This window comes from Xanthomonas floridensis (assembly GCF_001642575.1).
GTDB lineage: Bacteria > Pseudomonadota > Gammaproteobacteria > Xanthomonadales > Xanthomonadaceae > Xanthomonas > Xanthomonas floridensis.
Genome location: NZ_LXNG01000005.1, coordinates 32364 through 55518 on the forward strand (window position 1 = coordinate 32364; position 23155 = coordinate 55518).

15 protein-coding genes are annotated in these 23155 nt (G+C 64.5%); 8 read left to right on the top strand and 7 right to left on the bottom strand.

All coding sequences use genetic code 11. The features are described 5' to 3' along the window. Positions 1-23: 23 nt before the first annotated feature. The 4 genes from gyrB to dnaA all read right to left on the bottom strand — a co-directional run bounded on the left by gyrB (position 24) and on the right by dnaA (position 7380). Entirely contained in the window at positions 24-2468 is a 2445-nt protein-coding gene (gyrB, locus tag A7D17_RS03640) for a DNA topoisomerase (ATP-hydrolyzing) subunit B (RefSeq protein WP_064507853.1), read from the bottom strand. A gap of 112 nt (positions 2469-2580) precedes the next feature. Next, positions 2581-3687: a DNA replication/repair protein RecF gene (gene recF / locus A7D17_RS03645; protein ID WP_064507854.1), complete on the bottom strand. Its 1107-nt coding sequence runs from the start codon at positions 3685-3687 to the stop codon at positions 2581-2583. Positions 3688-4673: 986 nt separating this feature from the next. Further along, on the bottom strand, positions 4674-5774 hold the full coding sequence (gene dnaN / locus A7D17_RS03650; RefSeq protein ID WP_064507855.1) for a DNA polymerase III subunit beta: 1101 nt from the start codon (positions 5772-5774) through the stop codon (positions 4674-4676). A gap of 277 nt (positions 5775-6051) precedes the next feature. Then, positions 6052-7380 (bottom strand): chromosomal replication initiator protein DnaA, encoded by a 1329-nt coding sequence (dnaA, locus tag A7D17_RS03655; RefSeq protein WP_064507856.1) that lies wholly within the window; start codon positions 7378-7380, stop codon positions 6052-6054. Positions 7381-7620: 240 nt separating this feature from the next. Between dnaA and rpmH the strand changes: the two genes are divergently transcribed. The 5 genes from rpmH (at position 7621) to mnmE (ending at position 14277) form a co-directional block, all read left to right on the top strand. Continuing rightward, positions 7621-7761 (top strand): 50S ribosomal protein L34, encoded by a 141-nt coding sequence (rpmH, locus tag A7D17_RS03660; RefSeq protein WP_002805908.1) that lies wholly within the window; start codon positions 7621-7623, stop codon positions 7759-7761. A gap of 38 nt (positions 7762-7799) precedes the next feature. Next, positions 7800-8237, top strand: a complete 438-nt coding sequence (rnpA, locus tag A7D17_RS03665) for a ribonuclease P protein component (protein WP_082861703.1) — start codon at positions 7800-7802, stop codon at positions 8235-8237. Positions 8238-8262: 25 nt separating this feature from the next. Beyond that, complete coding sequence (gene yidC, locus A7D17_RS03670) at positions 8263-9990, top strand: membrane protein insertase YidC (protein ID WP_064507857.1); 1728 nt, start codon at positions 8263-8265, stop codon at positions 9988-9990. A 79-nt stretch (positions 9991-10069) separates the two neighbouring features. Then, positions 10070-12775 (top strand): polysaccharide deacetylase family protein, encoded by a 2706-nt coding sequence (locus A7D17_RS03675; RefSeq protein ID WP_064507858.1) that lies wholly within the window; start codon positions 10070-10072, stop codon positions 12773-12775. Between the two features lie 161 nt (positions 12776-12936). Next, a complete protein-coding gene (gene mnmE / locus A7D17_RS03680; RefSeq protein WP_064507859.1) occupies positions 12937-14277 on the top strand; it encodes a tRNA uridine-5-carboxymethylaminomethyl(34) synthesis GTPase MnmE in 1341 nt (446 codons plus the stop codon). A 154-nt stretch (positions 14278-14431) separates the two neighbouring features. On the opposite strand, the gene A7D17_RS03685 is transcribed toward mnmE, so the two are convergent. Continuing rightward, complete coding sequence (locus A7D17_RS03685) at positions 14432-15289, bottom strand: acid phosphatase (RefSeq protein ID WP_064507860.1); 858 nt, start codon at positions 15287-15289, stop codon at positions 14432-14434. 194 nt (positions 15290-15483) lie between these two features. Here A7D17_RS03685 and A7D17_RS03690 point away from each other — a divergent pair, with 194 nt between their 5' ends. Next, complete coding sequence (locus A7D17_RS03690) at positions 15484-17799, top strand: TonB-dependent receptor (protein WP_064507861.1); 2316 nt, start codon at positions 15484-15486, stop codon at positions 17797-17799. A gap of 262 nt (positions 17800-18061) precedes the next feature. Further along, a complete protein-coding gene (locus A7D17_RS03695) occupies positions 18062-19162 on the top strand; it encodes a glycerophosphodiester phosphodiesterase (protein ID WP_064507862.1) in 1101 nt (366 codons plus the stop codon). A gap of 393 nt (positions 19163-19555) precedes the next feature. On the opposite strand, the gene A7D17_RS03700 is transcribed toward A7D17_RS03695, so the two are convergent. Next, positions 19556-20341 carry a rhomboid family intramembrane serine protease gene (locus A7D17_RS03700; protein ID WP_064507863.1) on the bottom strand — a complete coding sequence of 262 codons (786 nt, stop codon included), beginning with the start codon at positions 20339-20341 and terminating at the stop codon, positions 19556-19558. 391 nt (positions 20342-20732) lie between these two features. Then, a complete protein-coding gene (locus tag A7D17_RS03705; protein ID WP_064507864.1) occupies positions 20733-21689 on the bottom strand; it encodes a TerC family protein in 957 nt (318 codons plus the stop codon). A 263-nt stretch (positions 21690-21952) separates the two neighbouring features. Between A7D17_RS03705 and A7D17_RS03710 the strand changes: the two genes are divergently transcribed. Further along, positions 21953-23119, top strand: a complete 1167-nt coding sequence (locus A7D17_RS03710; RefSeq protein WP_064507865.1) for a class I SAM-dependent rRNA methyltransferase — start codon at positions 21953-21955, stop codon at positions 23117-23119. Positions 23120-23155: the final 36 nt, after the last annotated feature.

Sequence of the window (23155 nt, forward strand, 5' to 3'; positions counted from 1 at the left end):
TGCGCCGCTACGACAACGGCGGCTCAGATATCCAGATTGGAGACCTTCAGCGCATTGTCCTCGATGAAGTCGCGACGTGGTTCCACCACATCGCCCATCAAGGTGCTGAAGATCTGGTCGGCGGCCACCGCATCCTCGATGCGCACCTGCAACAGCCGGCGCGTATCGGGGTTGACCGTGGTTTCCCACAGCTGCTCGGCGTTCATTTCGCCCAGGCCCTTGAAGCGCTGCACCTGGCGGCCCTTCTTGGCCTCTTCCAGCAACCAGGCCTGCGCCTGGCCGAAGCTGGCGATCGGGTGGGACTTGTTGCCGCGCACGATCTGCGCGCCCTCGCGGACCAGACCGTGCAGCGCCAGCGCCACCTCGCGCAGCGGACGCAGCTCGCCGCTCTCGAACGCGCCCATCGGCAACACCTGGGTGAATTCCTCGCCCATGTGGCGACGGATCGCCACCAGCGTCGCCGCGGTGCTGTCGGTGGCCGGATCGAAGCGCAGCTGATAGCGCGCCGTGCCCAGGGTGCCGCGATTGAGCACTGCCTGCAGCGCATCCAGGGTGGGGTGGACGTCGCCTTCGGCCTGCAACTGGGCCACGTCCAGCGGCGGCAGGTCGATCAGCGCGGTGAGCAGGGCCGGATCGTAGCGATGGGCATTACGGGCGATTGCATCGTTGGCACCGGCGAACAGCAGCAGCAGTTTTTCCAGCGCCTCGCCGGTGATCGGCGGCTCGTCGGCCGCCGGAATCAGCGCCGCGCCTTCGACCGCGCTGCTGGCCAGATAGGCATTGAGCGCCGCATCGTCCTTCAGGTACAGCTCGCTCTTGCCCTGCTTGAGCTTGTACAGCGGCGGCAGACCGATGTAGATGTAGCCGCGCTCGATCAGCTCCGGCATCTGCCGGTAGAAGAACGTCAGCAGCAGGGTACGGATGTGCGAGCCGTCGACGTCGGCGTCGGTCATCAGGATGATGCGGTGGTAACGCAGTTTGTCCGGGTTGTACTCATCGCGGCCGATGCCGGTGCCCAGCGCGGTGATCAGCGTGCCGACCTGGTCGGAGGCCAGCATGCGATCGAAGCGGGCGCGTTCGACGTTGAGGATCTTGCCGCGCAGCGGCAGCACTGCCTGGTTCTTGCGATTGCGGCCCTGCTTGGCCGAGCCGCCTGCCGAGTCACCCTCGACGATAAACAGTTCCGAGAGCGCCGGATCCTTTTCCTGGCAGTCGGCCAGCTTGCCGGGCAGGCCGGCGATGTCCAGCGCGCCCTTGCGGCGGGTCAGGTCGCGCGCCTTACGCGCGGCTTCGCGCGCGCGCGCGGCGTCGACGATCTTGCCTGTGATGGCCTTGGCTTCGTTCGGGTTCTCTTGCAGGAACTCCTGCAGGCGCGCGCCAAAGGCGTTTTCCACCGCCGGGCGCACGTCCGAGCTGACCAACTTCTCCTTGGTCTGCGACGAGAAGCTGGGGTCGGGCACCTTCACCGACAGCACCGCGATCATGCCTTCGCGCATGTCATCGCCGGTCAGCGAGACCTTGGCCTGCTTGGCGATGCCGTTCTGCTCGATGTAGTTGCTCAACACACGGGTCAGCGCACCGCGGAAGCCGGCCAGGTGGGTGCCGCCGTCCTTCTGCGGGATGTTGTTGGTGAAGCAGTACATGGTTTCCTGGTAGGCGTCGGTCCATTGCAGGGCGACGTCGACCACGATGCCGTTGTGCTCGCCGGTCACCGAGATCACGTTCGGGTGCAGCGGGGTCTTGAGCTGGGCCAGATGCTCCACGAAGCTGCGGATACCGCCTTCGTAGTGGAAGTCGTCGCGCCGACCTTCACCACGCTCATCGATCAGGGTGATCTTGACGCCGGAGTTGAGGAAGGACAATTCGCGCAGGCGGCGGGCCAGGATGTCGTAATGGAACTCGACGTCGCTGAAGATCTCCACCGCGGGCTTGAAGCGCAACGTGGTACCGCGTTTGGTCGAGGCTTCCAGCTGCTTGAGCGGGTACTGCGGCTCGCCCAGCGCGTATTCCTGCTGGTAGTGGAAGCCATCGCGCCAGATATCCAGCCACAGGTGCTCGGACAGCGCATTGACCACCGACACGCCCACGCCGTGCAGGCCGCCGGACACCTTGTAGCTGTTGTCGTCGAACTTGCCGCCGGCGTGCAGCACAGTGAGGATCACCTCGGCCGCGGAGACGCCTTCTTCCTTGTGGATGTCGACCGGCACGCCGCGCCCGTTATCGGACACCGACACCGAGCCATCGACCAGGATCTTCACCACGATATCGTCGGCGTGGCCAGCCAGGGCTTCGTCGACCGAGTTGTCGACCACCTCGAAGACCATGTGGTGCAGGCCGGTGCCGTCATGGACATCGCCGATGTACATGCCAGGCCGCTTGCGGACGGCTTCCAGGCCTCGCAGCACGGTGATCTTGCTGGAGTCGTAAGTGCCGTTGGGGGTCGTCGGGGTGTTCTGTTCGTCGGTCATGCGCGTGCCGTTGGCTCCACAACACGGGCGCTGGCGGCGGGAGCCGCTTCGCACCGTGGGAAAAGGGGGATAGCCCGGAAATTATACCAGTCGGCCCGCATTGGCCGTTGGCTCACTGCAGCGCCGCCTGGTGGGCGAGCGCTCCGTGTTCCACGTGGAACCGGTGCAACAACCCGCCGGCTTCGGCCAGCCCAGGCGGGGTCTCGGTCGCTGTGATCAGCACCTGTGCGGGGGCCTGCGCCAGTCGCTGCAACACGCTTGCCTGGTGGTGTCGATCCAGTTCGGACCCCAGGTCATCCAGCGCAATCACCGGCCATTCGCCACGTTCCTGGGCAAAGTCTTCCGCCTGAGCGAGCAGGCAGGCCAGGGCCGTGAGCTTGGCCTGTCCTCGCGACAGCGCATCCTTGCCGGGGAGCACATCGAATTGCGGCGCCCAGTCGGCGCGGTGTGGCCCTTGCGAGGTATAGCCGTTTTGGCGATCACGCTCGCGTGCTAGCAGCAAGGCATCTGCAAGCGACAGCTCGTGACGTTTCCACCCCGGGGCGAAGCTCAGCGCAGACAGGCCGAGCGACGGGGCGATGGCAGTCACCACCGGAATCAAGCGCTCCTGCAGTCGTTCGAGGTAGCGCATTCGCCTGGAGGTGAGCGTTTCTCCCGACTCGGCAAGCTCATGGTCCCAAGCGTCCAGCATCCGAGGCTGCGCCCCCTGTTTGAGCAGGGCGTTGCGCTGCTTGAGTGCACGCGCATAGCGGCGCCATAACGCCAGGAAGTCAGGTTCCACGTGGAACAACCCCCAATCCAGAAAGCGCCGACGCGGTTCGCCGCCACCGCTGATCAGGACGTGGCTCCCCGGCTCGAACGTCACCACGGCAAGCGCGGCGCAGAGGGTGCCGAGTTGCGCGACATCTTCTCCGTCGAGCCGCCCGGTCCATTCCTGTCCACTGTGGCGAAGGCCTGCACGCCGCGTGCGGTCCTGTGCCGTGCCGCTGCCCTCGCGCCATTCGACGAAGACATCCAGATCGCTGGCGCCTTGCTGGATCAATCCATCACGCACTCGGCCACGGAAGCTACGGCCGTAGGCCATCAGGTGAAGTGCCTCGAGCACACTGGTCTTGCCTGCACCGTTGTCGCCGGTCAGCAGGTTCAGCGAGCTGGCCGGGTAGAGCTCAACCGTCTCGAATCGACGAAGTCGATGGATGGACAACCGCACTACGTGCATCGATCGGTGTACTCCGGGCTGTGATCCGGCGCTTCCGGTCGCAGCGGAGGATACGTGATTGGACAGTTTACGCGCAGCCAGCGCCCGCGATCTTCCGAGAATGGCCTGGGGATAACTTGGGGACAAAAAAGCTGCTGGAGACCCTCACCACACTTGTCCACAAGCTATCAGGCCCAAAACCCACCTTAAAACACAGGGTTTCGATGCGTAAAAATCCTTTTAAAACAAACACTTAACCTACTTTTAGGCGAAATCTGCTCCTACCATCACCACAAAGCTCTTAAGTTATTTATAGATTTAAAAGCAAAAGCAGATGTGCATAAGTCAAAACTGGCAACTTGCTGAGACGGCCGGGGACCACAGGTGGGACCTTCAACCCGATGGTCGAAATACACAACAGTTCCGAATTCGGCAGAGTTGTCTCTCACACCTGTGAGACTTGGTTGACCTCGATTCGCTTCTCTGCCCGTCGTTTCATGTCGTCTGATCGCTTTGCCCCTTGAACCAAGCACTGAGACCTGGTCTCTTTCACGTTGTTCGTGTTTGCAGGTTGGTCGGCGTCTGATGCGATCGAACCAGGTAATGACGAGAAGCTCCACTCCTCCAACGGATTCAATCTCGATCACTGCTCCGGGAAACCTGGTCTTCACGGCTAGCGCATCACGTCATTGCACATCGCGACAGCAACACATCGCACTGCAGCCAAGGGCGTCCTGCAACAGCCACTCCGTGACCAACCAATGCTGTCCGTCGACCCCACAGCGAGTCAGAGGCGCTCATCGACCAATGGGCACACCCCGGCCACGCCTGAGCCTGGAATTACCGATGCTTTGAGCACATCAATGCGCGACCGCGAACACAATCGGCCCCGGGACGTCTTCCCGTTTACAAGCTCGACTCTGTCTGCGAGGGTCAATGTCGTAGAGCCCCACCCACAAAAAAGCCCGGCTCTCGCCGGGCTTCGGTGTTCCACGTGGAACGCAGCGTCAGAGACGCAGCGGCATCACCACATGACGTGACTTTTCGCTGCTGGCCTCACGCACCAGTGCTGACGAATTCGCATCGCGCAGCTGGATGACGACGTGCTCATCGCGCAGCGCAGACAAGGCATCCAGCAGGTAGTTCACATTAAAGCCAATGGCCAGATCGTCGACCTTGGTGTCTGCCTCGATCTCTTCCTGGGCTTCTTCCTGCTCGGGGTTGTGGGCACTGATCTTCAGCTGACCCGGCGACACTTCCACACGCACGCCGCGGTACTTCTCGTTCGACAGAATTGCCGCACGCTGTAGCGAGGCACGCAGGGCTTCGCGATCCACCTTGACCTCGCGATCGGCGCCGATCGGAATCACTGCCTCGTAATCCGGGAAGCGCCCGTCGATCAGCTTGGAGGTAAAGGTGACATCGCCGCGCTTGACGCGTATATGGCTCCGGCCGACTTCCAGTTCCACCTCACGATCAGCCGCTTCCAGCAAGCGCAGCAACTCGGTCACGCCCTTGCGCGGCACGATGATCTGGCGCTTGGCGCCGCCGGATTTCTCCAGCTCGGTTTCACACAAGGCCAATCGGTGGCCGTCGGTGGCGACGCAACGCAGCAAGCCATCACGTAGGTCGAACAGCAGGCCATTGAGGTAGTAGCGCACGTCCTGCTGGGCCATCGCGAACGCAGTGCGCTCGATCAGCTCCTTCAAGCCCGCTTCCGGCACGGCGACCCGTTCGGTGGCTTCGACTTCGTCGACCGACGGGAAGTCGTTGGCAGGCAGCGTTGCCAGGGTGAAGCGGCTACGCCCGGCCTGCACTGTGACCTTGTCGCCGGTCTGCGAGATGGTGACGCGGCTGCCGTCGGGCAGGGCGCGCAGGATGTCGAACAACTTGCGCGCCGGAATCGTGGTTTCGCCGTCCTGCGCGTCTTCCACCATCGTGCGCGAGATCATTTCCACTTCCAGGTCGGTACCGGTCAAGGAGACCTGTCCGTCCTTGACCTGCACCAGCAGATTGGCCAGAACCGGCAGGGTTTGACGGCGTTCGACCACATTGACCACCTGGGCCAATGGCTTGAGGAAGGCTTCGCGCTGCAGTGTAAAACGCATGTGGTTCCGTGCCCCTATGCTTTAAAAAATAATGGAATAAATCAAAAGCTTGGTGGTGATGGTAGGGCCGTTTTCAGCGGATAACCACCATAACTGTTTGTTTCCAAAGACAAATTAGCGCCTGAAAGTCGTTGGACTAGTGCCCCTGGTCTAGCGGTAAAACCTGTGGATAGTTTTCCGCCCGACCTGCGAGGCAACGTTATCCACAGATTCTCCCGCATTTGACCCCAACTCATCCACGCTTTTTTCCAAGCAGGGCGAAAAGGGCATCAAACCCTCACTCGCTGAGCTTGCGGATCAGCTTTTCCCAGTCCTCGCGCAGCTTGCCGTCGGCCTCCATCAGGGTGCGGATCTGCCGGCACGCATGCAGCACGGTGGTGTGGTCGCGGCCTGCGAAGGCATCGCCGATCTCGGGCAGGCTGTGTTCGGTGAGTTCCTTGGCCAGCGCCATCGCCACCTGGCGCGGGCGCGCCAGCGAGCGTGTACGGCGCTTGGACAGCAGATCCTTCATCTGCAGACCGTAGTAGTCGGCCACGGTCTTCTGGATGTTGGGGATACCGATGGCCTGTTGCTGCGCGCGCAGCAGGTCGCGCAGGGTTTCCTGGGCAAATTCCACCGTAATGGCGCGTCCGGTGAAATTGGCGCGTGCCACCAGGGTGTTGAGCGCGCCTTCCAGGTCGCGCACGTTCGAGCGCATTTTCTTGGCAATCAGGAACGCCACGTCGTCTGGAATATCGGCGCCGCGTTCGCGTGCTTTGGCCAGCACGATGGCGGCGCGGGTCTCGAAATCCGGCGGATCGATTGCTACCGACAGGCCCCAGGCCAGACGCGATTTGAGCCGCGGCTCCAGGCCCTCGACTTCGCGCGGGTAGCGGTCGCAGGTCAGGATGATCTGTTGGCGGCCGTCGAACAGCGCGTTGAAGGTGTGGAAGAACTCCTCCTGCGTGCGGTCCTTGCCGGCGAAGAACTGGATATCGTCGATCAGCAGCGCATCGATCTGCTGGAATTGGCGCTTGAACTGGTCCATCGCCTTGTCCTGCAGCGCCCGGATCATCGCGCTGAAGAACTGCTCCGAGCGCAGATACATCACCTTGGCGGCCGGGTTGGCCTGGCGCAGCGCGTTGCCGGCGGCAAACATCAGGTGGGTCTTGCCCAGACCGGTGCTGCCGTACAGCAGCAGCGGGTTGTGCGCACGGTCGCCGGGCTTCTGCGCGGCCTGGATCGCTGCCGCCAGGCCGAGCTGGTTGCTACGGCCTTCGACGAAATTGGCGAAGGTGTAGTGCGAATCCAGATTGCCCGCGAACGGCACGATTGGCGCGGCAACCGGCGCACTGGGCGCCGATGTCGGTGCTGGCAGCGGTTCCGGCGCACGCGGTCGTGACCCCACCGCCAGCGCGACCTCGCCGTTGCCGGCGAAATAGGCCAACAGTTCGCGGATGCGCGGCAGATAGCGTTCGCGGACCTGGTCGACGATGAAGGCGTTCGGGGCGTACAGCACGATGCTGTCGCCGCGATCTTCGGCTTGCAGGGGTTTCAACCAGGTGTGGACATCTTCGGGCGGGAATTCGGCTTCGAGACGTTCCAGACAGCGGGGCCAAGCATCCATCAAAGTGTGATCATCTGTTGCTGGCTGCGGCGCGCAGCAAGGCGCCGTGCACGCAGCCCGGAAGTGAAAAGAGGATGGACCAGCCTAGCACCGCAGGCCGGCTTTTCCCAGACTTATTCACAGGTCCATCCACAGGATGCAGCTCTGTTCGTCATGGTCAAAGCACCAGGGGAGTTGACCCGGCCCGACGCGGTCCTATAAAATTGCCGGTTCACCGTTTCCATTCATGCAGAGGGCCCCATGGCCACCAAGCGTACTTTCCAACCCAGCAACCTGAAGCGAGCACGCGACCATGGTTTCCGCGCACGTATGGCAACCGCCGACGGCCGCAAGATCCTGGCTCGCCGCCGCGCCAAGGGCCGCAAGCGCCTGAGCGCTTGATTGCCGCGCCGCTCCCTGCGGCCGAGGCAGTCCCACCCGTGAACGCATCGAACCCGTGCAGGCGATTTCCTCGCTCTGCGCGGGTTCGTACGCGTGCGCAATATACGGTTGTCTTCGACACCGCGCGTCGGACCTCCGATCCGCTGCTCAGTCTGCACTGGCGCACTGGCGATACGCCGCCGCGCCTGGGGATGGCCGTGTCGCGCAAGGTCGATACCCGTGCGGTCGGCCGTAACCGCATCAAGCGCGTCCTGCGCGATGCGATGCGCCACCTGCTGCCCGAGCTGGCCGGCGGCGACTACGTGATTGTGGCGCGTTCGGCAGCCGCCAAGGCGACCAACCCACAGATTCGCGACGCCTTCGTGCGTCTGCTGCGCCGTGCCGGCGCATTGCCCCTGCCTGCCGCGCCCGGCACAATGCCGCCCGCCAGGACGATGCACCCATCCTCCCTTTCCCCGACAGAGCCGGAACTGTAGTTCCGACTGAGCGAGTTGCTGCCCGATGAACCAGACCCGTGTTTTCCTGATTTTTGCCTGGCTGATGGTCGCGGCGCTGCTGTGGATGGAGTGGGGCAAGGACAAGGCGGCGGCCAACGCACCTGCCGCAGTCGCCACGCAATCGGTACCGGCTGCACGTGACCCGGATGCCTCGGCGCCGGCGGCCAATGTGCCCGCCGCCCAGGCGATCCCGCAGGCGGGTGTGCCGGGCGCAGCGCCGACGGCCACCAGTACCACGACAGCGACGCCGGCAGCGGCTGGCGCTGCGCCGGTCATCACGCTGAGCTCGGATGTGCTGCGCCTGAAGCTGGATGGCCGCAGCGTGCTGGACGCCGAGCTGCTGCAGTTCCCGCAGACCAAGGACGGCACCGAACCGGTCAGCCTGCTGACCGAAGATGCAGCGCACCCCTACAACGCCACCAGCGGTTGGGCCAGCGAGAATCATTCGCCGGTGCCGGGCGTGGGCGGCTTCCGTGCCGAACAGCCAGGCACCGCATTCGAGCTGGCCAAGGGTCAGAACACCCTGGTGGTGCCGTTCGTGTGGAATGGCCCCAATGGCGTGTCGATTCGCCGCACCTTCACCCTGGAACGCGGCCGCTACGCGATCTCGATCAAGGATGAGGTGATCAACAAGAGCGGCGCACCGTGGAACGGTTATGTGTTCCGCAAGCTGAGCCGGGTGCCGACCATCCTCAGCCGTGGCATGACCAATCCGGATTCCTTCAGTTTCAACGGCGCGACCTGGTACAGCCCCCAGGAAGGCTACGAGCGCCGCGCGTTCAAGGACTACATGGACGACGGTGGCCTGAACCGCCAGATCACCGGTGGCTGGGTGGCGCTGCTGCAGCACCACTTCTTTACCGCATGGATTCCGCAGAAGGACCAAGCGTCGCTGTACGTACTGGCCCAGGACGGCCCGCGTGACGTGGCCGAGCTGCGCGGACCGGCATTCACCGTGGCGCCGGGCCAGACCGCCAGCACCGAGGCACGCCTGTGGGTGGGCCCGAAGCTGGTCAGCCTGATCGCCAAGGAAGACGTGAAGGGGCTGGACCGTGTGGTCGACTACAGCCGCTTCTCGATCATGGCTATCATCGGCCAGGGCCTGTTCTGGGTGCTGAGCCACCTGCACAGCTTCCTGCACAACTGGGGCTGGGCCATCATCGGCCTGGTGGTGCTGCTGCGTCTGGCGCTTTATCCGCTGTCTGCCGCGCAGTACAAGTCCGGTGCCAAGATGCGTCGCTTCCAGCCGCGCCTGGCCCAGCTCAAGGAGCGTTACGGCGACGATCGCGTCAAGTACCAGCAGGCGACGATGGAGTTGTTCAAGAAGGAAAAGATCAACCCGATGGGGGGCTGCCTGCCGCTGCTGATCCAGATGCCGATCTTCTTCGCGCTGTACTGGGTACTGGTGGAATCGGTGGAACTGCGCCAGGCGCCGTGGCTGGGCTGGATCCAGGATCTGACTGCGCGCGACCCGTACTTCATCCTGCCGGTGCTCAACATCGCCATCATGTGGGCGACGCAGAAGCTGACCCCGACCCCGGGCATGGACCCGATGCAGGCCAAGATGATGCAGTTCATGCCGCTGGTGTTCGGCGTCATGATGGCCTTCATGCCGGCCGGCCTGGTGCTGTACTGGGTGGTCAACGGCGGCCTGGGTCTGTTGATCCAGTGGTGGATGATCCGCCAGCACGGCGAGAAGCCGAGCAAGATCATCCAGGCCAACGCCAAGTAAGTTCAAAAAGGCCCGCCGCAAGGCGGGCTTTCTGCATGCCGCCGCGCAATCTGTTGTCTCCATCGCCAAGGACGCCGTCGTGACCTCATCGCCGTTGCATCGCCTGTTGCTGTGCGCAAGTTGCGCGGGACTGCTGGCGCTGGCCGGCTGTGGGCGGCGCGATGCCGGCACCCCGGCACCGGCTTCGGCAACAGCGGCCGATGGCACTGCCAATGCTGCTGCGCAAACGGGCGAGGCAAACAATGCGCGTGCGCTGATTGCCCAGCTGCGCGAACAGCTGGATCGGCATCGCCGCATCATCGTGCTGCTGGCCGATGAGGCCAAGCAAAGCCCACGCGATCGCGCCACGTCCAGCAGCGTGGGGCAGCAGTTGTTCCATGAAAATCTGGAACAGCGTGAACGCATCGCCGCACGCTTCGACACGGTTCTGGCATCCAAGGACCCAGCCCGCCTGACCACCATTGCCACGGTGCTGGACGAAGTGGAATCGGCGCCGGATCTGTACGATGCCGACCGCCTGGCATTCCGTGAGGTGTTACGCGACCTGCATGCGCGCATCGGCAAGGATTCGGCATTGCCGGCCGTCAAACTGCACCAGCGCATTGGTGAGGATCTGGAAGCGCTGGATGAGATCGAGCGCAGCTACAACACCGAGCTGACCCAGATCTTCAGCCGCTTCGACCGTAGCCGCGCGATCGTGCCCAAGCGCGAGAAGTGGGACGACTACGTGGCGCATCTGCGCACGCTGTACACGCGCGAGACCATTCTGCGCGACCACGGCGTGGTGGAGCCGTATCCGTTCTCCGCGCGCGACAGCGACAGCGAAGTCTTCGGCCGCGACCTGCCGCCCAAGACGGTGGTGCTGACCTTCGACGATGGCCCACACAAGGCCTACACCGAAGAAATCGTGGCGATTCTCAAGCGCTACGACGTTCCTGGCGTGTTCTTCGAAGTGGGGCGGAATCTCGGCAGCCTGGACGCCGATGGCAAACCGAAGCTGGCGCCATTGTCCAAGATCAGCCACACGCTGATGGAAGAAGGTTATGCGGTGGGCAATCACAGCCTGACCCATGCGCAGTTGTCCAAGACCACCGGCGATGCACTGCGCAGCCAGGTGCTCGATACCGACACCTTGCTGCGTGCGGTGGACGACAAGCGCGCGCCGCTGTTCCGGTTTCCGTATGGCGCGCGCAATGCCGAAGGGCTGCAGCTCCTGGGCGAAGCGGGGCTGAAATCGATCATGTGGAACATCGATTCGCTGGACTGGGCCGACCCGGTGCCGGAATCGATCGTGCAGCGCGTGCTCGACCAGGTGAACAAGGAGCAGCGCGGCATCGTGTTGTTCCATGACATCCACGACCGCGCGGTCAAAGCGCTGCCGCAGATTCTTGATCGTCTTATCGCTGATGGTTACCAGTTTGCCGGCTGGAATGGCCGCGAGTTTTCCGTGGCGCGTTCGCCCAGCGCGGTGGCCGATGCCACGGTGACCACCGGGTACGCGAAATCCTGGGCGATCGTGATCGGCATCGACGATTACGCGCACTGGCCCAAGCTGGAATATGCAGCCAACGATGCGCAAGCGATTGCCAATACCCTGACCGGGCCGCTGGGGTTTCCGTCCTCGCAGGTGATCGTGCTCAAGAACGCACAGGCCACGCGCAACAATATCCTCGCCGCGTTCCACGACCGCCTTGGTGAAGGCCGCGCGCAGACCAACGACCGCGTGTTCGTGTTCTTCGCCGGGCATGGCGCCACGCGTCGGCTCGCCTCCGGGCGCGACCTGGGCTACATCATTCCGGTCGATTCGGACCCGGAGCATCTGGCCAGCGACGCAATCGCGATGAGCGATCTGCAGAACATCGCCGAGAGCCTGCAGGCCAAGCACGTGTTGTTCGTGATGGATGCCTGCTATAGCGGCTTGGGACTGACGCGGGGCGGGCCGACTTCAAGCGCCTATCTGCGCGAAAACGCGCGCCGCATCGCGCGCCAGATGCTCACCGCCGGTGGTGCCGATCAACAAGTGGCCGATAGCGGCCCGAACGGACATTCGGTGTTTACCTGGGTGCTGCTGCAGGCGCTGGCCGGCAAGGGTGATCTCAACGGCGATGGCCTGATCACCGGCACCGAGCTGGCCGCATATGTGGCACCGGCAGTGTCGGCAGTATCGGCGCAGACGCCGGCGTTCGGCAGCCTGCCCGGATCGCAGGGCGGTGAGTTCGTGTTCCAGGTGCCGAGCGGTGAAGAATTCCTCACTGCCGATACCGCGCAGCTGTCGGCTGATGCCATTGCGCTCAACGGGCGCGTGGATGCTGCACGTCCCGCGCCGGCCCCGGCCGGTACCGCTGCCCCCGCGGCGCCGGTCACGGTGAAGACGCTGCAAGGCGGCGAAGCCAAGCTGGTGCTGCCGACGGCGGTGAAGAGCAGCGACCGCCAGCGCGCCCAGCTGGCCAACGAACGTGGCCTGCAGCTGTACAAGGAAAAGCGCTATGCCGACGCCGCCGAACAATTTGCCGAAGCATTGAAGCTGCGTCCGGACTTCGCGCTGGCTGCCAACAACCTGGGCTTTGTGTACTACCGTCAGCAACGTTATGCCGAAGCGGCGCGTTGGCTGGAAAACACCTTGAAGATCGACCCCTCGCGTGCAGTGGCCTATCTCAATCTTGGCGATGCCTATGCCAAGGCCGGTGATCGCGAGAAGGCGCGCAAGGCGTACTCCACCTATCTGGAACTGCAACCGCAAGGCAGCGGTGCAGAGCAGGCGCGTACCCAGCTGCAGTCGCTGTGATTCCATACGGCTGACCCATTGCAGCGACGCTTGTCAGCAGAACGCGCCCCGGGATGGAGGCGTGATACGCCAAGGATGCGCATCGGCTGGATGCCACCGCCGGCCGCGCGGTCGATGCGTCGCCGCGCCGGTTTTTTTCACTCCACGTCAGAGCAGTGCCCATGTCGTCTTCCACGTCCACCATCGTTGCCATCGCCAGTGCCGCCGGAGCCGGTGGCGTAGGAATCGTGCGCCTGTCCGGGCCGCAGGCACTGCAGATCGCGGCGGGACTGGGCATTGCGCCGATGCAGCCACGGCAGGCGCAGTACGCGCGCTTTCGTGATGCGCAGGGCGAGGTCATCGACGATGGCATCGCGCTGTGGTTCAAGGCGCCACGCAGCTTTACCGGTGAAGACGTGGTGGAGCTGCAGGGCCACGGCAGCCCCGTGCTGTTGCGCCAGTTGGTCGCGCGCTGCGTTGCGCTGGGCGCACGCCAGGCGCGTGCGGGTGAGTTCAGTGAGCGCGCCTTCCTCAACGGCAAGCTCGACCTGGCCCAGGTCGAGGCGATCGCCGACCTGATCGCCGCTGGCGACGTGCGCGCCGCACGTGCCGCGCGGCGCTCGCTGGATGGTGTGTTTTCGCGCCGCATCGAGGCGGTGAGCGAGCGGCTGACCCGACTGCGCGTGCATGTGGAGGCGGCGATCGATTTCGCCGACGAGCCGCTCGATACCCTGGGTGGCTCGCAGGTGCGCGACGGGCTTCAGCAGGCGCGGATAGGGCTGGAGCAGCTGCTGCGTGACGCAGAGCGCGGACGCAAGCTGCGCGATGGCCTGCATGCGGTGCTGATCGGCCCACCCAACGCCGGCAAGAGTTCGCTGCTCAATGCATTGGCCGGCAGCGACCGTGCGATCGTCACCGATGTCGCCGGCACCACCCGCGATACCTTGCATGAAGCCATCCAGCTCGATGGTTTCGAATTGACCCTGGTCGATACCGCCGGCCTGCGTGACGGCGGCGATGCGATCGAGCGCGAAGGCATGCGCCGCGCGCGCGCCGAGCTCGAACGTGCCGACCTGGCGCTGGTGGTGCTGGATGCGCGCGACCCGCAGGCTGCGCGTGAGGCAATCGGCGATGCCATCGATGCAGTGCCACGCCAGCTATGGATCCACAACAAATGCGACCTGCTGGCCGACAGCACACCGTTGGGCAGCGATGCGATTGCGGTTTCGGCCATCACCGGATACGGGCTGGAGCAATTGCACACCCGGCTGCGCGACCTGGCGCTTGGCGATGCAAGCGACAGCGTCGACGGCGAGTTCTCCGCACGCACCCGCCATGTGGAAGCGCTGCGCCGCGCCCAACAACACGCCGACACCGCCGACCTGGAACTGGGCTTCGAACAACTCGAACTGGCCGCCGAAGAACTGCGCCTGGCGCATGCAGCGCTGGGCGAGATCACCGGCAAGATGAGCGCCGACGAACTGCTGGGCCAGATCTTCTCGAGCTTCTGCATCGGCAAGTGAAACGACGTGGCGATGTTGAATTCGCCATCCGAACCACCTTGCGTCCCTGGAACGTCGTCTGACGACGGCGTGGCCTGCCGGCGTTGAGCGCGGCGGCGTCATGCATCCATCGACAGGCGAGCCTCAGTGCCTGGAGGCTCCACGCCGGGGTGCGTTACATCACGCCCGGTAATACGGTCTGCAATGCGGCGTTCTCTGCGGCGCAGGCTGTTGCGGCAGCGGCAGGCAACGGCGTTGCGCGCGCGGCGTCGATCTCCTTGCGGGCCGCGGCCAGGTCTTTCTCGAACGCTGGATCGCCATGCAAGGCGGCAACGGTGGCCGCGCCCATGACGCGGCCCTGCAGGACATCGCTCTGCCAATGCACGTTGCAGACCAGACGGCTGTCGCCGAAGGCACGGCCGCGTGCCAGCAATGCATCGCGCTGAGCCGGGGCGATTTCCGACAGGATCAATCCCCAGGCCCAGCCGATGGCGGTGTGGCCGGACGGATAGGAGCCGTTCTTGCGCAGGCTGGCGTCGTCGTCGGGCGTGCACATCGGCTGCGCGTTGCGCATGAACGGACGCGGGCGCTGGAAGTGCGCCTTGGCGGCGCTGGTGCTGCTGCTGGCGTCGCGCATGCTGCGTTCGAGCAGGCGCAGCAGGTGCGGGGTGCTGGCCTGGTCGACCTGCACGCCGAGCGCGCAGCTGAAGTGGGTGGCGGCGGCGGGGAAGCTCAATGCGGCGTCCTGTGTGGCCAAGTTCCAGCGCGGTGTGTCGCGCAGCGCGAGCATGGCCTTGGCGACGGCTTCGTCGTTGGCGAGCGCGGCGCTGCTGTCCGCCGGTGGCGGTGGCACCAGGCGCAGGCTGTCGGGCAGCTGGTCTTTTTCAAGATAGCCGCGCGCATCGGTCGCGATCACCGAGCCTGCCGCCGCGGGCTTTTCCCGCGCGCTCAGCATGCCGCTGCCGAGCATCAGCGCGGCGATGGCGATGCCGGTCAGCGTTCGACGATAAGGGCGAGCAATGCGATGGGACATGGACCAACCCTCAACAACGCGCATGGAAGAGCTCGCAGATTACGACGTGCAGATGACAGCTGCATGCCGGCACGACGCAGCTGCGGCGCGGCATGCGCACCGACTGTCGCGGCACTGTCATCTGCTCGTCGCATCGACGCAAGACAGCTGTCGCACGCTTGCCGCCATCTTTTGACTCGTCCCCCACGCCTCCCATGCCCAAGACTCATCTCCTCAGTGCTGCCGTGCTCACCGCGCTCGTGTTGTCGCCGGCCGTGCAGGCGGCCGATACACCGGCCGACGGATCGGCCGATGTCTCCGCCGCCGCGGACACCGTGCAGCAGCTCGATGCGGTGTCGGTGATCGGCCAGGGCGAAACGCGCCAGGTGCAGCGCATCACCCAGCAGGACATTCCGGTGCTGCCGCCAGGCACCAGCATCCAGAAGCTGCTCAACCGCATGCCGGGCGTCAACGTGCAATCCAACGATGCCTTCGGCGCCAACGAAGAGTCGCAGACGATCAGCCTGCGCGGCTTCAACGGTACGCGCCTGGGCTATACGCTTGACGGTCTGCCGTTGGGCGACAACGCCTACGGCAACTACAACGGCCTCAACATCAGCCGCGCATTGATCGCAGAAAACTTTGGTGGCGTGGAGCTGGCCTCGGGCATCGGTGCGTTGGGCACCGCGTCCACCAGCAACCTGGGTGGCACGATCCAGTATTACTCGGCCGATCCGTCCAGCGTGTTCGGTGGGCAGGTGTCGCAGACCGTGGGTTCGGACGCCAACCGCCGCACCTTCCTGCGCGTGGACACCGGCGATTACAACGGCTTTTCGGCGTACCTGTCCGGCATCAATGCAGAAGCGGACATGTGGGCGCGCCCGGAATCGCCGACCACCACGCGGCAGTTCAACGCCAAGGGCGTGTACCAGTTCGACGGCGGCAAGCTGACCGCCTTTGCCGATACGTCGCGCACCTCGCAGGCGGACTATTCCTATCTGTCCAAGAGCGGCATGGCGCGCGGCCTGGGCTGGGACTGGAACCTGTATGCGCCGGACTGGAACCGCGCCCTCGCAGCGGCGTACTGCGCGCCGGCCACACGCAATGCGGCGCGCTGCGGCTTCAGTGGCGGCGTGGACAACATCGACGATGCGTACTACCAGAGCCGCGCGCTGCGCGACGACGACCTGTTCTACGTGGCCGGCGACTTCCAGCCCAACGACGCGATCAGCCTGCACACCCAGGTCTATCACCACGAAAACAAGGGCCAGGGCCACTGGTGGTCGCCGGGCCAGGCCTCCAATCCGGGTACGCCGCAGGCACTGCCGATCTCCATCCGCAGCACCAACTACTGGATCAATCGTACCGGCGGCATCGCCTCGCTGGGCTGGGACCTGGGCCCGCATCATCTGGAAGCCGGCCTGTGGTACGAGCGCAACCACCACGATGTGGAGCGCAACTTCTACTGGATCGATGGCCCGGTCAGCGACGACAAGTTCCTGCAGAATCCCGATCGCCGGCTGTTCTCGCAGAACTACATCATCACCACGCGGCAGTTCTACGTGCAGGGCAACTTCAAGTTCCTGGACGAGCGCCTGAGCCTGGACCTGGGCATCAAGAGCCCCAGCACCGAAATGACCGCGCGCGAGACGCCGGGCGTGGCGGTGGAAGCACCGGTGGCGACCGGCTCGCTCAAGGCCAGCGAATCGGTGTTGCCGCAGATCGGGCTGGGCTATCGCATCGCCGAGGGCCAGGAAGTGTTTGCCTCGTACGCGGAGAATATCGCCGCGTTCCAGGGCGGCGGTGCCGGTGGCCCGTTGCTGGTGACGCAGGCGTCGTTCGATGCCAGCGTGGGCGCGCTGGAACCGGAAAAGTCGCGCACGCTGGAAGCCGGTTACCGCTTCGTGCGTGACCGCTTCGAGGCCTCGCTGGTCGGCTACGACGTGACCTTCGATAACCGCCTGCTCTCGCTCAACCCCTGCGCCAGCATCCAGCAGGGCACCACGCCGGCCTGCACCACGCGCTTCTTCAACGTGGGCTCGGTGAGCAGCCGCGGCGGCGAGCTGACGGTGATCTGGAAGCCGACCAGCTACCTGCAGTGGTACAACTCGGCTTCGATCAACCGTTCCACCTACGACGACAACTACGTGCAGAACGGCGTGGTGATTCCCACCGCCGGCAAGTACACGGTAGACACGCCCAAGCGCATGTTGGCCAGCGAAATCGCCTTCAACTACGCAGGCTGGAACGTCAACCTGCGCGGCAAGTACACCGGTGAGCGCTTCTACACCTACACCAACGACCAGGGCTTTGGCGGCTACACCTCGTTCGACGCCGGTGCCGGCTATGAATTCGGCCAGGTCGGCGTGCTGCAGGCGCTCAAGCTCTCGCTCAACGTCACCAACCTGACCGACAAGCGCTACGCCTCCAACCTCACCGCGTTCGCCAACAGCGATCCGAATGGACGGCAGTTGGCCTTCCACGCCAGCGCGCCGCGGCAGGTGTTTTTGACCTTGGACGCCAAGTTCTGAGGACGGGAATTGGGAATTGGGAATTGGGAATTGGGAATTGGGAATTGGGAATCGCAAGAGCGGGTTTTGCTGTTGCTCTCTGAGGTCTGATTTCCGAGGTCCGTCGATGCGGGACCGGCTAGAGTGGTCAATAAGACGTCACCAGTGGTTGTCGGGCAGGTGCGGGCGCGGGATGGACAGTCGTGCCTCCTGCGTGGCTCATCGGCCACGCCGACTTGGTGGCCAGCGTCGATTCGGTAGCTGTTTTTCGTTGGAGAGAGGCATGATGCAGTTCGGGCGTATCTGGCTGGTGGGAGCGATGATGGTTGGCATGAGCGTGCCCGCATTGGCAGAGGCGCCGTTGGCCAAGACGGTGCAGATCTTTGCGCACCGTGGCGCCAGTGCGTTGCGGCCGGAACATACCTTGGCCTCCTACGCCAAAGCCATTGTCGATGGCGCGGATTTTGTCGAGCCGGATCTGGTGTCCACCAAGGATGGTGTGCTGGTGGCGCGTCACGAGAACGAGATCGGTGGCACCACCGATGTGGCCAACCATCCGGAGTTCGCCGCACGCAAGACGCGCAAGACCATCGATGGCCAGGCAATGGATGGCTGGTTCACCGAGGACTTCACGTTGGCCGAATTGAAGACCCTGCGCGCACGCGAGCGATTGCCGCAGTTGCGTGGCACGCGCTGGGACGGGCAGTTTCAGATCGTGACCTTCGACGAGATCATCGATTTCGTCGCGGCAGAATCGGCAGCGACCGGGCGCACGATCGGGCTGATTCCGGAGATCAAGCATCCGAGCTATTTCAGTGCGCTGGGCTTGCCGATGGAAGACAAGGTTTTGGCCACCTTGCAGGCGCATGCATACACACGTATCGCACCGGTGGTGATCCAGTCGTTCGAGACCGGCAACCTGCGCTACCTGCGCGGCAAGATCGGGCGGCAAGGCAACATCCGTCTGCTGCAGTTGCTCGGTGGAGCGCAGATGCCGCTGCCGGATGCAGGCAAGGGCGATGCGCCGGGGACATATGCGGACCTGATGACCCCCGCGGGGCTCAAGCAGGTGGCCACCTACGCCGATGCGATCGGGCCGGACATTCGCGCCATCATTCCGCTGGACACGCAGCAGCGCCTGGGCCAGCCCACCAGCCTGGTGCGCGATGCGCACGCGGTCGGGTTGCAGGTGCAGCCGTATACGTTCCGGCCTGAAAACTATTTTTTGGCCGCCGATCACCGCAGCGGCGACGCGCCGACCGCACGCAACGAGGCCGGTGCGCTGGCGGAATTGAAACGGTATCTGGCTACCGGCATCGATGCCTTCTTCGCCGATGATCCGGGCCTGGCGCGGCGTGCATTGAGCGGGCCAGCATCGCGCTAGGCAATGTTTTGGTAGGAGCACGCCCGAGCGCGACGGGACGTTGCCAGTGAGCTTCAGCGCGCAGGCGAGCGTACGCGGTACGGTGACACCGGCCCGATGGCGATGCACCAGCTCACATTCGTTGCAGTGTCCCAAGCGCTCCCGATCACGGCATCACCGGTAATGCGTCATCGTCTGGGCACGCCGCCATGCAACGCGGCATGACGGCATCGATGGGCCTGATCTTCGCCTGAAGAGAGTGACTGTGCCGGGCGATCACGCGCGCGAACATATGACACCGCGTCGATAAGAACGTGCGCGCGCGTGGCTGGGCATCCAGGTAATGCCCTGTCGCGCGCAGGCACGCTCCCACGGAAAACCCAGGGCCGTCTCGGGCTTCGCTGCACGCGGGAACTAACTGCCCGGTGGCCGTTCGCGCGGCGGGAAGTGCAGCACCACGTTTTCCGAGCCATCGTCCTGGCGCTGCCACAGCACCGGCACCTGACGCGGTGGCGGTGGCTCCAGCATCGCGTGTTCGGAGTTGCTCACCTCCCAGGCAGCGTCTTCGTCCTCGTCTTCCCAGCTATAGCGCGGCCTGGCCTGCTGTGGGTCGCGCAGGCGCAGCAGCAGGGCGGCGATCAGGCCGGCCACTGCGCCGCCCAGATGCGATTGCCAGGACACGCCGGCTTCATGCGGCAGGATGGTCATCAGCATGCCGCCATAGAACAGGAAGGCGATCATGCTGGTGGCGATCGCCGGGCGGTCGCGGCGCAGCAGGCCCAGCACGAACACCAGGAACATCAGCCCGTGGGTGATGCCGCTGGCGCCCAGGTGGCGGCTGCCAGGTTCGCCCAACAACCACGCTCCCAATCCCGAGCCCAGCCACAGCAACGGCAGCGACATGGCGGTGGCGCGCGGATACACGCTGCCGGCCAGCGTGCCCAGGATCAGCAGCGCGGCCGCATTGGCGCCCAGATGCGCGAGCGAGCCGTGCAGCAGCGGAGCGGTAAGGATGCCGATCAGCCCGTCGGCCTGCAGCGGCGCCACCGCCCAGGCGCGCCAGTCGAACATGCCTTGCGCGGTAAATACCGCCACCAGCAGCAACACGGCAGCCAGGCTGATGTTGAAGGCACGCAGCACCCGCGAGCGGTCCAGGCGGCTCTGGGTGGCGGGGTCGGAGGCGAGGGAATGCGTTGTCATGCATTCACGGATGGCGGCGTGGTTTTGCCTTTGCAAGCCCCGTTTGCGCGGGATAACCAGATCCGGCGGCGGGATAATCCTGCTGCCCGCCGGGCCGATACGAAGCCCGGCAGGCAGGCCGCGGCAGCAACGCATTCACCGCAGTTGGGGTGGCAACCCGGGCGCAGCACCGAGGTTCCGGTATCGCCTGTGGTGCGCTGCAGCCCAGCCGAGCAGTAGGCGGCGTAGCAAACGATCAAGGCTGAAGACCCCGACCGGGCTCAGTGGCAAGAGACCAAGCCAAAACCGCGGCATCCCTTGCACCACCACTTACAGCCAAGCACAACTCCGATTCCCGATTCCCGATTCCCGATTCCCGATTCCCGATTCCCGATTCCCGATTCCCGGCCGGTCAGTGCCCGGCCGGCTTGGGCGGGCGCAGCAGGCTCAGCACGATGGTGGCAACCAGGATCGCCACCACCACGCCCAGCGAGACCAGCACCGGAATCTTGTACAGATCGATGATCATCATTTTGGTGCCGATGAACACCAGGATCACCGCCAGGCCATAGGGCAGCAGGTGGAAGCGGTCGGCCATGCCGGCCAGCAGGAAGAACATCGCGCGCAGGCCCAGCACCGCGAACACGTTGGAGGTGAGCACGATGAACGGGTCGGTGGTGATCGCGAAGATCGCCGGGATGCTGTCCACCGCGAAGATCACGTCGATCACCGCGATCAGGATCAGCACCACGAACAGCGGCGTGAACCAGCGTTTGCCGTCCTTGATCACGCTGAGCAGGTTGCCGTGGTACTGCGGGCTCAGGCGCAGGTGGCCACGCATCCAGCGCAGCACCGGGTTGGCTTCCAGGTCCGGTTCCTTGCCGGCGGAGAACCACATCTTGATGCCGGTCAGCAGCAGGAACGCGCCGAACACGTACAGCAGCCAATGGAACTTGGCCAGCAGCATCGAGCCGGCGAAGATCATGATCGCGCGCAGGACAATGGCGCCCAGCACGCCGATGATCAGCACGCGCTGGCGCTGTTCCTCGGGCACGCCGAAGTAGGTCATCACCATCAGGAACACGAAGATGTTGTCGACCGCCAGCGATTTTTCGACCAGGTAGCCGGTGAGGAACTGCAGCCCGATCTGGTCGGCCTGCGCATCGCCCACGCTGCCCTGCAGGTACCACCACAGCCCGGCGTTGAAGGCCAGCGCCAGCAGCACCCAACCGATGCTCCACCAGGTGGCTTCCTTGAAGGTCACCTTGTGGGCGCCGCCGTGGCGCATCAGCACCAGATCGATCAGCAGCGCGGCGATCACCACGACCCCGAAACCGCCCCATAACCAGACATTGCCAATGGTTTGCATAAAAGAATCCCGAAAAGTGAAACGACCTGGACAGCCGGTTGGGCTGAGGCCTTGTGACACGGAAATCGTGGATTCCGGGTGACGGACCTTCGCCTGCGCGGCGAAGGTCTCGCTCGCAGCCGGCTGGGCCGGCTGCCGTTGCACCGGAGCGCCTGATGCCAGGACTCGGAATGACGGCGACAACGCTGGGAGCTACTCCCCTTCTGGCGCCGATTCTGCGGGCAGGGGCCAGGCACGTCAATCCAGCCGGATACAATAGGTGAATGAATACTCCTGTCCCCGTCGTCCGACTCAAGAATGCGTGGCGCTCCAGCCACCCGTGGATCTTCCAGAAGCTGGTGGAAAAGCCCGCCGCCAAGCCCAAGCCCGGCACCATCGTCGATGTGGTCGGCGTGGATGGGGAATGGATCGGCCGCGGCTTCTACAACGGCCACTCGCGCATCGCCGTGCGCATCCTGGAAACCGACCAGGCGGTGCCGGTGGATGCGGGCTGGTTCTCGCGCAAGATCGCCGCCGCAGTGAGCCTGCGCCGGGACTGGCTCAAGCTCGACGGAGTGTCCGACGCCTGGCGCGTGGTGCATAGCGAAGGCGACGGCCTGTCCGGCCTGGTGGTGGACCGCTACGGCGACCTGGTGGTGGTGGAGTTCTTCGCCGCCGGCATGTTCCGCCACCGCGAATGGATCTACGAGGCGCTGCGCGAGCAGTTCCCGGGCTGCCGCTTCCACAGCTTTGCCGACGAGCACGTGCAGAAGCAGGAAAGCTTCGACTTCCACAGCAACACCACCACCGAAGCGGCGGTGATCACCGAGCATGGCATCAAGTTCCGCGCCGACCCGGCCGGCGCGCACAAGACCGGCTTCTTTGCCGATCAGCGCGACAACCGCCAGTGGCTGAGCGAGCAGGTGGACGGCAAGACCGTGCTGGACCTGTGCTGCAACACCGGCGGATTTGCGGTGTACGCGGCCGCGCGCGGTGCGGCCGAGGTGCTGGGCGTGGATATCGACGAAGACGTCATCGCCATCGCCAAGGGCAACGCCAAGCTCAACAACGTGCGGCCCAAGTTCGTGCAGGCCGACATCTTTCCGTGGCTGCGCGATGCGGCCAATCGCGGCGAACAGTTCGATGTGGTGATCCTGGACCCGGCCAAGATGACCCGCGACCGCGAGCAGGTGATCCCGGCGCTGAAGAAGTACCTGGACATGAACAAGCTGGCCCTGGGCGTGGTCAAGCCAGGCGGCCTGTTTGCCACCTTCTCGTGCACCGGCCTGGTGGCCGAGCAGGAGTTTCTGGACATGCTGCGGCGCGCCTCGTATTTCTCCGGCCGCACCATCCAGATCCTGAAGGTGGCCGGCGCCGGCCCCGATCATCCGTTCATGGCGCACGTGCAGGAATCGCGCTACCTCAAGGCGGTGTTCTGCCGCGTGGTGTGATGGCGGTGGCCATGAGGCAGCGGGCGATGCGTAACG